This is a genomic window from Prauserella cavernicola (assembly GCF_016595675.1).
Classification (GTDB): domain Bacteria; phylum Actinomycetota; class Actinomycetes; order Mycobacteriales; family Pseudonocardiaceae; genus Prauserella_A; species Prauserella_A cavernicola.
In genome coordinates, this window is the sequence record NZ_JAENJH010000001.1 from 1,293,636 (window position 1) to 1,305,463 (window position 11,828).

General features: G+C 69.2%; 16 protein-coding genes. 12 read left to right on the plus strand and 4 right to left on the minus strand.

What is annotated here, in order from left to right; translation table 11 throughout:
* Positions 1 to 114 precede the first annotated feature (114 nt).
* Both JHE00_RS06100 and JHE00_RS06105 read left to right on the plus strand, forming a co-directional pair.
* Entirely contained in the window at positions 115 to 792 is a 678-nt protein-coding gene (locus JHE00_RS06100; protein WP_200315526.1) for a DsbA family protein, read from the plus strand.
* Positions 793 to 843: 51 nt separating this feature from the next.
* A complete protein-coding gene (locus tag JHE00_RS06105; protein ID WP_200315527.1) occupies positions 844 to 1,209 on the plus strand; it encodes a BlaI/MecI/CopY family transcriptional regulator in 366 nt (121 codons plus the stop codon).
* A gap of 13 nt (positions 1,210 to 1,222) precedes the next feature.
* Here the strand turns inward: JHE00_RS06105 and JHE00_RS06110 are convergent, their stop codons facing one another.
* Together JHE00_RS06110 and JHE00_RS06115 are read right to left on the minus strand one after the other, a co-directional pair.
* On the minus strand, positions 1,223 to 1,459 hold the full coding sequence (locus tag JHE00_RS06110) for a hypothetical protein (RefSeq protein WP_200315528.1): 237 nt from the start codon (positions 1,457 to 1,459) through the stop codon (positions 1,223 to 1,225).
* Between the two features lie 14 nt (positions 1,460 to 1,473).
* Positions 1,474 to 2,115 (minus strand): vitamin K epoxide reductase family protein, encoded by a 642-nt coding sequence (locus JHE00_RS06115; protein WP_200315529.1) that lies wholly within the window; start codon positions 2,113 to 2,115, stop codon positions 1,474 to 1,476.
* Between the two features lie 617 nt (positions 2,116 to 2,732).
* Here JHE00_RS06115 and JHE00_RS06120 point away from each other — a divergent pair.
* A complete protein-coding gene (locus tag JHE00_RS06120) occupies positions 2,733 to 3,035 on the plus strand; it encodes a hypothetical protein (protein ID WP_200315530.1) in 303 nt (100 codons plus the stop codon).
* A gap of 102 nt (positions 3,036 to 3,137) precedes the next feature.
* On the opposite strand, the gene JHE00_RS06125 is transcribed toward JHE00_RS06120, so the two are convergent.
* On the minus strand, positions 3,138 to 3,587 hold the full coding sequence (locus JHE00_RS06125) for a helix-turn-helix domain-containing protein (protein WP_307831832.1): 450 nt from the start codon (positions 3,585 to 3,587) through the stop codon (positions 3,138 to 3,140).
* Positions 3,588 to 4,028: 441 nt separating this feature from the next.
* Here JHE00_RS06125 and JHE00_RS06130 point away from each other — a divergent pair, with 441 nt between their 5' ends.
* The 9 genes from JHE00_RS06130 (at position 4,029) to JHE00_RS06170 (ending at position 10,815) form a co-directional block, all read left to right on the plus strand.
* Positions 4,029 to 4,331 carry a hypothetical protein gene (locus JHE00_RS06130; protein WP_200315534.1) on the plus strand — a complete coding sequence of 101 codons (303 nt, stop codon included), beginning with the start codon at positions 4,029 to 4,031 and terminating at the stop codon, positions 4,329 to 4,331.
* A 439-nt stretch (positions 4,332 to 4,770) separates the two neighbouring features.
* Complete coding sequence (locus tag JHE00_RS06135; RefSeq protein WP_200315536.1) at positions 4,771 to 5,634, plus strand: DMT family transporter; 864 nt, start codon at positions 4,771 to 4,773, stop codon at positions 5,632 to 5,634.
* Positions 5,635 to 5,769: 135 nt separating this feature from the next.
* Complete coding sequence (locus JHE00_RS06140; protein WP_200315538.1) at positions 5,770 to 6,543, plus strand: PspA/IM30 family protein; 774 nt, start codon at positions 5,770 to 5,772, stop codon at positions 6,541 to 6,543.
* Positions 6,540 to 6,818 (plus strand): PspA-associated protein PspAA, encoded by a 279-nt coding sequence (gene pspAA, locus JHE00_RS06145; RefSeq protein ID WP_200315540.1) that lies wholly within the window; start codon positions 6,540 to 6,542, stop codon positions 6,816 to 6,818. Before JHE00_RS06140 ends, pspAA begins: the two co-directional genes overlap by 4 nt.
* A 6-nt stretch (positions 6,819 to 6,824) precedes the next feature.
* Complete coding sequence (gene htpX / locus JHE00_RS06150; protein ID WP_200315542.1) at positions 6,825 to 7,727, plus strand: zinc metalloprotease HtpX; 903 nt, start codon at positions 6,825 to 6,827, stop codon at positions 7,725 to 7,727.
* A gap of 18 nt (positions 7,728 to 7,745) precedes the next feature.
* On the plus strand, positions 7,746 to 8,324 hold the full coding sequence (pspAB, locus tag JHE00_RS06155; RefSeq protein ID WP_200315545.1) for a PspA-associated protein PspAB: 579 nt from the start codon (positions 7,746 to 7,748) through the stop codon (positions 8,322 to 8,324).
* 33 nt (positions 8,325 to 8,357) lie between these two features.
* On the plus strand, positions 8,358 to 8,771 hold the full coding sequence (locus JHE00_RS06160; protein ID WP_200315547.1) for a TOBE domain-containing protein: 414 nt from the start codon (positions 8,358 to 8,360) through the stop codon (positions 8,769 to 8,771).
* Between the two features lie 104 nt (positions 8,772 to 8,875).
* On the plus strand, positions 8,876 to 9,955 hold the full coding sequence (locus JHE00_RS06165) for a DUF2332 domain-containing protein (protein WP_200315549.1): 1,080 nt from the start codon (positions 8,876 to 8,878) through the stop codon (positions 9,953 to 9,955).
* Positions 9,956 to 10,050: 95 nt separating this feature from the next.
* Entirely contained in the window at positions 10,051 to 10,815 is a 765-nt protein-coding gene (locus JHE00_RS06170) for a copper homeostasis protein CutC (protein WP_200315551.1), read from the plus strand.
* On the opposite strand, the gene JHE00_RS06175 is transcribed toward JHE00_RS06170, so the two are convergent.
* Positions 10,780 to 11,775, minus strand: a complete 996-nt coding sequence (locus JHE00_RS06175; RefSeq protein ID WP_200315553.1) for a cation diffusion facilitator family transporter — start codon at positions 11,773 to 11,775, stop codon at positions 10,780 to 10,782. The genes JHE00_RS06170 and JHE00_RS06175 overlap by 36 nt on opposite strands.
* Positions 11,776 to 11,828 lie beyond the last annotated feature (53 nt).

Genomic DNA, 11,828 nt, shown 5'->3' on the forward strand with positions numbered 1-11,828 from the left:
CAAAGCCGCACGCGAACGCGTCGACAACTATAGCGAATAGTAGTCAGCACTCGCGGTCAGCTACTATTTCTCTTAGTAAGTCAGTCACGACGCACCCGCTGGAGCCCGCGAGCGATGACCCGCAACACGAAGATCTCCCTGACCCTGATCGGCGTGGTGGTGGCCGTCGTCGCCGTGCTGCTCGTGGCGAACCGCCCCTCCGGCGAACGTGCGGCGGGTTCCGGCGAACCCGGTTCGGGTGCCACGCCCGGCGCCGCGGCACCGGTGGTGCGCCCCGACAGCCACCGGCTGTCCGCCGCGCCGGACGGCAAGGTGACCCTGGTCGAGTTCCTCGACCTCGAGTGCGAGGCGTGCCGCGCCGCCTACCCCGCCGTGGAGACCCTGCGCGAGGAGTACGCGGGGCGCGTGACGTTCGTGATCCGCTACTTCCCCGTTCCCGGACACCGCAACGCCGAGCTCGCTGCCAGGGCGGTGGAGGCCGCGTCGCGGCAGGGCAAGCTCGAGGGGATGTACCACACGATGTACGAGACGCAGCCGCAGTGGGGCGAGGCGCAGGTCGACCACCGCGACACGTTCCTCGGGTTCGCGCGGGAACTCGGGCTGGACATGGCCACGTTCCGCAGGGATCTCGACGACCCCGCCACGATCGCGCGGGTGCTCAAGGACCGTGACGACGGTGTCCGCCTCGGTGTGTCGGGCACCCCGACGTTCTTCCTCAACGGCGAACCGCTGACGGGCCCGTTGTCCCTCGACATCATCCGGGACCGGCTCGACGCGGAACTCGCGCGGTGACAACGCCCGCGGGCGCGCGCCGCGTACGATGTGCGCCGAAAGGGAGGTGCCATGCACGGTCTTGGTGAGCTCGAAACCGCGGTGATGAACGTACTCTGGGACGCCGACGAGCCGATCAAGGTCAGGGACGTGCTGGAACGCCTCGACACCGGCAAGTCACTGGCCTACACGACCGTGATGACCGTGCTCGACAACCTCCACCGCAAGGGCTGGGCCGAACGCGAGCACCGTGGCAAGGCCTACGTCTACACGCCTGCCTGGAGCAGGGAGGAAGCCTCGGCGCGTGCCCTGCGCGATGTGCTCGACTCCTCGGGCGACCCCGAAGCCGTGCTGCTGCACTTCGTCGCGTCGGGCTCCGACGAGGAGACCGACCTGCTGCGCGGCGCGCTGCGCAAGAAGCGGATCCGCCGCCGCTGAGGCGTCAGCGCGGTCAGTACGACTCGCCCCGGTGCTCCCGGACCATTGTCAGCAGACCCAGCAGCCACAGCAGGACCACCGGCACCAGCAGCCAGGGCATGTTCGCGACGGCCGCGATCACGGCCGTGACCGCGGCCACCACCAGCGGCGCGACGACCCGCATCCGGTCCCTGTTGATCAACGCGCCCGCGAGCGTGATCCACACGGCCATGACCGGCAGGTAGAGCACTCCCTGGGGAATGGCCGACATCCTCACACCTCTTTCTAGACGAACAGCCCCGACCAGTACCACCAGAATGCCTGGCCGATCAGAACGATCACCACCAGGTACCAGGTCGTGAGCACCACGCCGTGGTATCGGACCGGCCAGCGCCCGAGCGGCCGCAGTGCCGACGGGAGCCGCAGGTGCCCCGCCGCCAGGTTGTGGACCGTCGTGTACCAGAAGACCGGCAGCATCACCGCCCACACCACCAGGCAATAAGGACAGAGCGCGCCGATCGCGTACACGCTCTGCGCGAAGAGCCAATGCACGAACACGATGCCGAAGACTGCCCCGGCCTGCAGACCCAGCCAGCACCACCGTGGCAGGCGCGCGCCGGTCAGCAGCACCACGCCGAACGTGGCCACGACGGGAAAAGCCACCACGCCGATGACGGGGTTGGGAAAGCCGAACGCCTCGGCCTGCGGCGTCGACATCGCCGACCCGCAGGACAGCACCGGGTTGATGCTGCACGAGGCAACGTAGGCGGGGTCGGCCAGCGAGTTGATCTTCTCGATCAGCAGCGCCGCCGCGGCGAGCGTGCCGACGAGGCCACCGACTGTGAGCACCCAGGCCGTCACGCGGTGCACGAACCGGGCGGTGTCCGGCGACTGCTCCGCGGTCGCCTCCGCCGTCGTCCCGGCCATACGCCGACCCCATTCCTCGAAGTTACTAAGCTCCATAGTACGACCAGCCGTCGGGCTGCCGGCTCCCGCACTGCCGAGCCCGCCAGAAAACAGTTTAATTAATTGAACTTGTGCCAGCTTTTGCGGAATTCTTTCATTCCAGGAATCGAAGACACTAATTGTGAGCGCGTAGTCGCCGTGCTACCGTCTTCGAACCAGTGAAGACGACTCCGACACGGCCTTCTTCGCTGGCGATAACACCGCATCATCCCCATGTCGTCGTCGGCGCCGCGCGAGGTCCTTGGCTCGTGCGGGCCATCCACGCCGAGCCCTGGGGTAGCGGCACGACAAGCGGCCTCACCTGGTCAAACGATGGTGTGCGCACACACTCCTGTCGAACTCCGGGTGGGCCGCCTGCCGTCCGGCGGAGCGCGGGCCACCCGCGCTCCGCCGTTGTCGGCATGTCCGGAAATTCGCCGGGAAGCACGTCATCCGCATTTGTTTCTCCGACAGATAACACTCAATCAGGTGGCCTGATTCGGCGTTTATCCGGAGCTGAAACTGGTAACTTCTGTCGTGCCGCACAAGCCAGAGTTCGCACTGCGGCTCCTCCGAATCCGATTGATGGGATTGCTCTAGTGATCAAGAAAGCTGCTTTCGTCGCCGCCACCGCCGCCGGTCTGATGATGCTGGGCGGCACCGCGTTCGCGAGCCAGGCCACCGCCGGCGATGAGGACGTCACCAGCCAGATCGGCCTCGTCAACACCGGCGACGTCCTCGACACCGTCGGCGTGTGCGACAACAACGTGAACGTCCTGGGCGTGCAGGTCACCGACATCCTGAACGGCTCCGGCCTGGCCGCGCCGCTCGTGTCGCCCGCGGGCGTCGCCACCAACGGCACCGCCTCGCCGGAGATCTGCGCGTCGAGCGTCGACGGCTGATCGAGCCGGTTCACGCCAGAGGGCGCGGCGAACGACTTCCCGGTCGTTCGCCGCGCCCTCTGTTCGTGTGCGCTCTTCCCGCGCGCCCGCCCGGAGCGCGGGCTAGTCCTCATCCGACGTGTCCGCGGAGTCCTCCCGTCGCGGATCGAGGTCGAAGTTCTTCCAGATCCGCCCCACCGTCGACGGCGAAACCCCGAACTCCGCTGCCATCGCGGCCCTGGACCACCGTCGCCCGTCGACGGGAGCACGTTCCCGCGTCGCCGCGACCACGTTGTCGACCTGCTCCCCACTGATCTTGCGCGGCGCGCCCGGTCGCGGACGATCCCGCAGTCCGTCGATGCGGTACCGCAGAAAGCGATGCCGCCACTTCGTCACGGTCTGCGGCCAGATACCCAGTTCCGACGCGACATCGGCGTTCGACCGCGTCCCCGCGTCCTCGGCGCAGCCGAGCACGATCCTGGACCGCAGCACCAGGGCCTCCGCCGCGGGCGAGCCCTCCACCGACCGCGACCATCGCAACAGCGTCGCGTACTCGACATCGGACAACGTCACAGGTTCCTTGGGACGCCCTCGTCCAGCCATGATCATTTCCCCAGATTTATTCATCGTATTTTGGATTTATTCACCGTACTTGCGGTGAATTTCTCGCGTGGACCAGGAGTTCACCGGCAACGATACGCGCGACGCGCCCGCCATCGAATCCGGGGTTCATTCTTTTGGCTTCCCTTGATGACGTGTTCTAGTCGGTGATCAACATGTTAATTGACCGTATTTGATGTGTTTTATTCTGCGCCACTGACCGGCAGCTCGCTGTGCGTGACCGGATGGTGGAGTCGTCTCATGCTTCCGTGTTTAAACTGGGCCGAACCGGTGACCCGAGGACTCCGTGAGCTCGTGTTTACACCGGGTTGATAACTGGTAACTTTCGTCGTGCCGCACCCGCTCGAGGTTGCGATGCGGCGTTCCCGAAATCCTATTGATTGGATTATTCAAGTGATCAAGAAAGCTGCTTTCGTCGCCGCCACCGCCGCCGGCCTGATGATGCTGGGCGGCACCGCCTTCGCGAGCCAGGCCACCACCGGCGATGACGACGTCACCAGCCAGATCGGCCTCGTCAACACCGGTGACATCCTTGACACCGTTGGCGTGTGCGGCAACGACGTGAACGTTCTCGGCGTCCAGGTCACGGACATCCTGAACGGCTCGGGCCTGTCCCTGCCGATCCTGTCGCCCGCCGGCGGCGCCGCCACCGAGGTCGTCTCGCCGGAGGTTTGCGCCTCGAGCGTCGAAGGCTGAGCTGGGTTTTCGCCACAACCACCTCCTGTGGGCGAATACTGAGGTCTCAATAACCACGAAGTCGCATCGGGATCGAGATGAACCGGCCCACTGCGACTTCGTGGTTTTTCGTTTTCCGATTTCTCGAACTCGTCTATCGAGTCGAATCCAGAACGACGGCGGAAGCAGATCCTTCACACGCGTCTCACCTCGCGGAGCACGAAGTCGGGTCCGCCGTCTTTTCTGTACTGATACCAGTTTCACAAATACCAGCAGGTAACCGCGGGACGGGCGATCCTTCACCTTTCTCGAAACCTCGCGCCTGCCACAAAGAACCGCTGACCGGTCTCGCACCCGCCCACGCTCGTCCCGCGACACCGTTGACGCCTGTCGGGAATTTCCGTCGGGCAGGGACCTTCGACCCTGACGGCGGAGCTGGGGTACGAGCACGCTGAGTGCGGTGTTTCTCGTCGTCTTCGTCGCGTTGCTCGCCGCCGCCGCGAACGCCCTGGGCTCGGTGTTGCAGCGGGTGGGTGTGCGCACCGTGCCCCGGAACGAGCGGATGTCGGTGCGCGTGCTGCGCAGGTTCGCCAGCCAGCGCGTGTGGCTGCTGGGCATCACGGCGACGCTCGCGGGCACGGCGCTCCAGGCCATCGCGCTCGCCTTCGGCCCGCTCGTGCTGGTCCAGCCGCTACTCATCAGCGAGCTCTGTTTCGCGCTGGTGTTGTCCGGCCTGGCGTTCGGCAGCCGGTTGCGGACCAGGGAGTGGGCCGCGGTGGGCGCCACCGCGGCGGGAGTCGCACTGCTGCTGGTGGCGCTCGCACCCGGCGGCGGAAGCCCCCGCGACGCGTCGATCGGCGCCTGGATCCTCGGCTGTCTGCTGACCATCGCCGTGGTCGGCTGCCTGGTGCTGCTGAACCACCGCGACCGGCACGCCCATCACGCGGTGTATCTCGGGACGGCCGCGGGCACGTGGTTCGCCTTTACGGCCGCGCTCGTCGCCGCCGTCACCGCCGCGCTCACCGCGGGCGGCGTCGTGGCGGCGCTCTCGGCGTGGCAGACCTACGGCCTGATCCTGGCCGGGCCTGCCGGGTTCTTTCTGCTGCAGCAGATGTTGCGGGCGGGCAGGCTCGAGGCCTCCCAGCCCGCCCTCGTGCTGTCCAACCCGCTGGCCGCGCTGGGCTGGGGTGTCGTGGTGTTCGGCGAGCACGTCCGCGGTGGCGGGTGGATCACCGTCGACCTCCTCGCGCTGGCGGTCATCGCCGTGGCCACCAGCATGCTCGCCCGTTCCTCGCTGCTGAACGACCGCGCCGCCGCCGACTGACGTCGCACCGCCGTGCGCGGTTTGCGGGATTGGGGACTTTCGCCTCTACCGGCAGGGCCGCACGACCCAATGCCGTGGACTGGCGGGGAGACGACTCTCGACAGCGAAGCGCCCGTCAGGAAAGGAATGGCCGTCATGGGTATCGCGCGCCGCATCGCCCTGCTGTTCCGGGTCAAGGCCAACAAGACGCTCGACCGGGCAGAGGATCCGAGGGAAGTACTCGACTACTCGTACCAGCGTCAGGTGGAGATGCTGGCCAAGGTGCGCCGCAGCCTCGCCGATGTCGCCACCAGCCGCAAGCGGGTCGAGCTGCAGATCGGGCAGGCCCGCCAGTCCACCGAGCGGCTACAGGACCAGGCCGTGCAGGCACTCGGCATGGGCAAGGAGGATCTGGCCAGGGAGGCGCTGACCCGGCGCTCGAGCGCGCTGTCACAGATCGACCAGCTGCAGCCGCAGGCCGAGGCACTCCAGGCCGAAGAAGACAAGCTCACCGTCGCCGCACAGCGCCTGCAGGGCAAGGTGGAGGCGTTCCGCACGCGCAAGGAGACCATCAAGGCGACCTACACCGCGGCCGAGGCACAGACCAAGATCGGTGAGGCGGTCTCGGGAATCTCCGAGGAGATGGGCGACGTCGGGCTGGCCATGCAGCGCGCCGAGGACAAGACGGCGCAGATGTCCTCCCGCGCGCAGGCTCTTGACGAGCTGATGGCCTCCGGCGCACTCGACGACGCCGCGCTGCCCGTGGGCCAGCAGGACGACATCCAGGCCGCCCTCGAACAGTCCCGCGGCGGGCAGCCCACCATCGACAGCCAGCTGGCGCAGCTCAGAGCGCAGCTGCCTTCGGCATCCCCGCCGGCCCAGCTCGAGACCGGCACACCCACCACGAGGGAAGGAGACGAGTCCACGTGATCATCCGCATCCTGGGCGAGGGACAGTACGAGTTCGACGACCACCGGCTCGACGAACTGAACGTGCTCGACGCCCGGTTACAGGACGCCGTCGACGCCGCGGATCCGGACCTGTTGAGGTCCGTGCTCACCGCGCTGCTCGACCTCGTCCGCACGCTCGGCACCTCGCTCGGCGCCGACGTGCTGGTCCCGTCCGAACTCGTGCTCCCGGCCGCCGACGCCGGCCTGGACGAGCTCCGTGATCTGCTCACCGACGAGGGCCTCGTCCCGGGGTGAGTTCGGATGCAGACTCGATTCCTCCCCGATCGCCAGCTGACGGCCCGCATGCTGGTGACGATGTTCCTGCTCGGGCTGGTGTACGTGGCGTTCGTCGCCGTCCTCGTCGTGCTGATCAAGTCGGTGGCCGTCATCGTCGCGATCGCCGCGGGGGTGCTGGCCGCGCAGTGGTGGTTCTCCGATCGCGTCGCCCTGTACGCGATGCGCGCCCAGCCGGTGACCCCGCAGCAGGAACCGCGGCTGCACGCGATGGTGGACCGGTTGTGCGCCAACGCGAACATGCCGAAACCCCGGATCGCCGTCGCGAACACGGAGCTGCCCAACGCCTTCGCCACGGGACGCAGCGCCAAACGTGCGGTGCTGTGCGTGACCACGGGACTGACCAGGCGACTCGACAACGAGGAACTCGAGGGCGTGCTCGCCCACGAGCTCTCGCACATCGCCCACCGCGACGTGGTCGTCCTGACCGTCGCGTCGTTCCTCGGCGTGCTCGCGGGGCTGGTCGCCCGGTTCGCCTTCTACTCGACCCTGTTCGGCGACGGTCGCAGGAGCAACCGCGACGACGGCCAGGTCTTTCTCATGATCCTGCTCGTGATGGCCGTGTCGGTCGCCGTGTACGCCATCAGCTTCCTGCTCATCCGGGCGCTGTCCCGGTACCGGGAGCTCGCCGCCGACCGCGCGGGCGCGATGCTCACCGGCCGTCCTTCCGCGCTGGCCTCCGCGCTGACGAAGGTCAGCGGGCAGATGCGCAAGATTCCCACCAGGGACCTGCGTTCCGCCGCGGCGTTCAACGCGTTCTTCTTCGCGCCGGCCACCGGAACCGGGATGAAGGTCCACAACCTGCTGGCCACGCACCCGCCGTTGCAGCAGCGGCTCGACCAGCTGGCCGGGATGACGAAACAACTGTGACCGGAAAGGCGCCGTGGCATGGGACTACTCGACATCCTGCTCGGCCGCACCAAGCCGCCCAAGCCCGACCTCGACGTGCTGTTCGCGATTCCCGGCGCCGCCTACACGGTCGAGGCCGGCCTCGGGTTCGTCCCCACCGGGGCCGGGGCCGTGTGCTTCAAGGCCGCCGAGGGCGGCGCGGCGGGCCGGACCAGGGAGGACATTCTGTCGTTGCTGCACCTCGACGAGACCACCGGCGTCACCGCCGCCGACGACGAGTACGGCTACACCTGGATCACCTGCCGTCAGTCCACAGTGGATCTTCCCGCGTTGATGACTCAGTTGCACGCGGCCAACGCCACACTCGCCGACGCCGGGTTCGGCTCGTCGCTGCTGTGCACCGTCATCGGGTTCACCGGCACCGACCCCGCCAAGCCGCGCCGGCTGGGCCTGATCTATCTGTTCAAGCGCGGCAGCGTCTATCCCTTCGCGCCGAACGGGCCGCACACCCGCGACAGCGCGCTCGAGCTGCAGACCCGCGCCGCGCTCGCCGACGAGCTCCCCATCGAGCCCGATCTCGACCGCTGGTTCCCGGTCTGGTCCGCACCAGTGCCGTGAGCCCTGTGCCGGGCTAGAGTCGCCTTTATGGGTATGAGCATTCGGAACCAGCTCACCGGCACGGTCACGACTGTCGCGTCCGGTGAGGTGATGGCCACGGTCAAGGTGCGCCTGTCCGGTGGGCAGGAGATCACCGCCGCCATCACCCGGGAGTCGGTCGAGGAACTCGGACTCGCCGAGGGAACCGCCGTCCGAGTCCTGATCAAGGCCACCGAGATCTCGCTGGCCACCGGGCCGGTGAACGGCATCAGCATCCGCAACCAGCTGCCGGGCCGCGTCGCGGCGGTCGCCACCGGCGGCGCGATGGCGACGGTGAAGGTCAGCATCACCGACGGCGAGCTGACCGCGGCGATCACCCGCGACGGCGCCATCGAACTCGGCCTCGCCGAGAACAGCGCGGTCGTCGCGCTGGTCAAGTCCACCGAGGTCTCGCTGGCCACCGGCTGAGCACGGCGAGCAGCGGGCGGCCGGTGCGCCGCGCCGCGGATCCCGGAGCTCTGGCGATTCCGGCGGCATGCGCGCGAGGTCGCCGAGCATGATCGAGGAGGTGGGTGTCCGCCGTGGGCAAGGCTCGCACACTCGCCGAGGTGTACCGGCACTTCGGTGAGGTCGACGCAGCCGATACGTCGCCACTGCAGGCACGCGTCGCTGTGGCGCTGAGCTCCTCGGCCGAGGCGCTGCGCGCCATCGAGACCGCGCCCGCGCGCAAGCGGAATCCCGCGCTCGTCCTCGCCGCGCTGAACGACCTGGCCCTCGCCGGACACGCACCGGCACTGGCCACGGCGTGTGCCGCCGCGGACTCCGACGCCGCCGCCGACGCGGCGATCGACGCGCTGCTGCACCTGACCGCGCAGGTCGTGGCCGTCGCCGGGCGCCGACGGGTACGGACCAGCGAGACCGCCCGCTGCGCAGTGCTCTACCCCGCCGTCGCCGAGGCGGCACGCAGGGCGGGCGCGACCTCGGTAGGGCTGATCGACGTGGACGGCGGGCCCGGGCTGAACGTCCACCTCGATCGCGTCGGCATCACCTACGACGACGGGCGAACGCTGGGCGACGCGTCGTCCCCGGTGCGGCTGCGGTCCTCGATCGTCGGGGGCAAGTCCGTTTCGGAGCTGGCGATTCCCGAGGTCGTGGCGCGGATCGGCGTCGGCATCGATCCGGTCGACGTCACCGACGCCGACGACGCGCGGTGGCTGCGCGCCTGTCTGCCACCGGATCGGCCGGAGCGGATCGCGGCGCTCGACGCGGAACTGGCACTGGCGGCGGCGGAGCCTCCGCTGCTGCTGCGCGGCGCTGCCCTCGATGTACTGCCCGAGGCACTCGCCCGCGTTCCGGCGGGAGCCCTGCCAATCGTCACCACCACGTGGGCACTGTCGGCGTTCTCGCTCGAGAACCGCCTGCGACTGGTGCACCTCCTCGACGCGGCGGCGACCGACCGGCCCGTGGCGTGGGTGTCGGCGGAAGGCGTGGGCGTCGCGCCGGCGATCCCGACGTTCGGCGATCGCCGCGCCTCCGGCCACAGCATCATCGGGCTGGCCGAGTTCGCTCACGCGACCACCCGCGCCGAGGCACTCGGCCGTTGCTGGTCCCGGGGCCGGCTGCTGGCGTGGCTGGCCGAGTCCGCCGCGTGACATCACCGAATACCGCAAGACCTGCACGTGACGCGAGTCCCCCTGGCCACGCGGCCCGGGGCGCTCGTCCGGCTGGCGCCGGGGATACTGACGCCATGCCGGTGCGAGTCGAGATCAGCGTGGAGTCTGCGGCGGGCGCCCGCATCGCGGAGCGGGCCGGAGCGGCCAGGGTCGAGCTGTGTTCCGGGCTCGCCGACGGCGGGCTGACGCCGAGCGCGGGGCTCGTCGAGGCGAGCGCCGAACTGATCGAGACGCACGTGCTGGTCCGCCCCCGGCCTGGCGATTTCCGGTACACCGCCGAGGAGATCGCGGTGATGGTGCGCGACATCGAGCACGCCCGCGCCCACGGCGCGGCCGGCGTGGTCGTCGGCGCGCTGGACGCGAGCGGCGCGCTCGCGCCCGCCTGTCAGGAACTCGTCGCGGCGGCGGACGGGCTGCCCGTCACCCTGCACCGCGCGATCGATGTGAGCGCCGACCCGGTCGCGGTACTGGACGCGGCGATCGCATGGGGCTTCGCCAGGGTGCTGACCTCCGGCGGAGCACCCACCGCCGTCGCCGGAGCCGAGGTGATCCGCGCGCTGGCCGAGCGCGCGGCGGGCAGGCTCGCGGTCATGGCCTGCGGCGGTGTCCGCCCGAACAACGCGCGACAGGTCGTGGCCGCCACCGGCGTCGCCGACCTGCACGCGGCACCGCGGACACCGACCGGGACGAGCGGGCTGGGCGACGTGAGCTTCGCGGGCGCCGGGGTGCCGGAGGGCCACGACCGGTTCGAGACCGACGCCGCCGCCGTCGGCGCGCTGTGCGAGCTGTTCCGGGACCCCGGGTCAGCGGCCGTAGCGCCCGAGCACGGCGGCTCGTAGCTCCGGATCGGTGCGGGGCACGGGTTCGAGGAAGACCTCGTCGATGTCGGGCAGCTCCTCGCGCAGGGTCGCGGCGAGCTTCACGCAGAGGTGCTCCAGTTCCCCGGCCGTCAGCGAGTCGTCGAAGTCGACCCGCGCGCACACCAGCACCTGGTCGGTGCCCATGAGCATGGTCTGCAGGTCCACCAGAGCGTCCACCTGGTCCACGGCGACGATCCGGTCGCGGATCCGCCGCACCAGCACGGGATCGGCGGAGCGGCCGATCAGCAGGTGCCGGTTCGTGCGTGCCAGCAGGTAGGCCACCAGCGCGAGCAGTGCGCCGATCGCGACGGAGGCGAGCCCGTCCCACACCGACGACCCGGTGAGCTGGTGCAGACCGATGCCCGCGAACGCGAGCAGCAGGCCGACGAGTGCGGCGGAGTCCTCGAACAACACCGTCTTGGGCGCGGGATCATCGGTCAGGCGCAGGTACTCGACGATCGAGCGCCGCTGTTCCCGCGACTCCCTGCGCACCTGCCGCATCGCCTGCAGCCACGACGTCGACTCGAGGCAGAACGCGATGGCCAGCACGACGTAGCCGACGAGCGGTGAGCTCTGTTCCTCCGGTTCGCCGAACACGGTGCGGAAGCCTTCGTAGAACGAGAACATCGCGCCCGAGGCGAAGATCGACACCGCCGCGAGCAACGCCCAGAAGTAGCGTTCCTTGCCGTACCCGAAGGGATGAACCCGGTCGGCGGGACGGTCCGAGCGGCGCAACGCGGTCAGCAGCAGCACCTCGGTGAACGTGTCGGCCACCGAGTGTGCGGCCTCCGAGAGCATCGCCGCCGACCCGGTGATGACGCCCGCGATCGCTTTGAGCACGGCGATCGCGAGGTTGGCGGCACCGGCGAGCAGGACGGTCAGCGTGCTCTCGCCGGATTTCGGTGCACCCGTGGTGGATTCCTCAGTCCGATCGCTCACCCGCGGAGTGTAGGACCGGGTGGGCGAGAGCGCCGTGCGGCGAGCGCACGGGC

Coding starts and splice junctions, on each gene's coding strand:
- JHE00_RS06170 (WP_200315551.1), top strand. CDS start 10,051: ATGCCGGTGCGAGTCGAGATCAGCGTGGAGTCTGCGGCGGGCGCCCGC.
- JHE00_RS06110 (WP_200315528.1), bottom strand. CDS start 1,459: ATGTCGGCCATTCCCCAGGGAGTGCTCTACCTGCCGGTCATGGCCGTG.
- JHE00_RS06105 (WP_200315527.1), top strand. CDS start 844: ATGCACGGTCTTGGTGAGCTCGAAACCGCGGTGATGAACGTACTCTGG.
- htpX (WP_200315542.1), top strand. CDS start 6,825: ATGCAGACTCGATTCCTCCCCGATCGCCAGCTGACGGCCCGCATGCTG.
- pspAB (WP_200315545.1), top strand. CDS start 7,746: ATGGGACTACTCGACATCCTGCTCGGCCGCACCAAGCCGCCCAAGCCC.
- JHE00_RS06160 (WP_200315547.1), top strand. CDS start 8,358: ATGAGCATTCGGAACCAGCTCACCGGCACGGTCACGACTGTCGCGTCC.
- JHE00_RS06140 (WP_200315538.1), top strand. CDS start 5,770: ATGGGTATCGCGCGCCGCATCGCCCTGCTGTTCCGGGTCAAGGCCAAC.
- JHE00_RS06100 (WP_200315526.1), top strand. CDS start 115: ATGACCCGCAACACGAAGATCTCCCTGACCCTGATCGGCGTGGTGGTG.
- JHE00_RS06115 (WP_200315529.1), bottom strand. CDS start 2,115: ATGGCCGGGACGACGGCGGAGGCGACCGCGGAGCAGTCGCCGGACACC.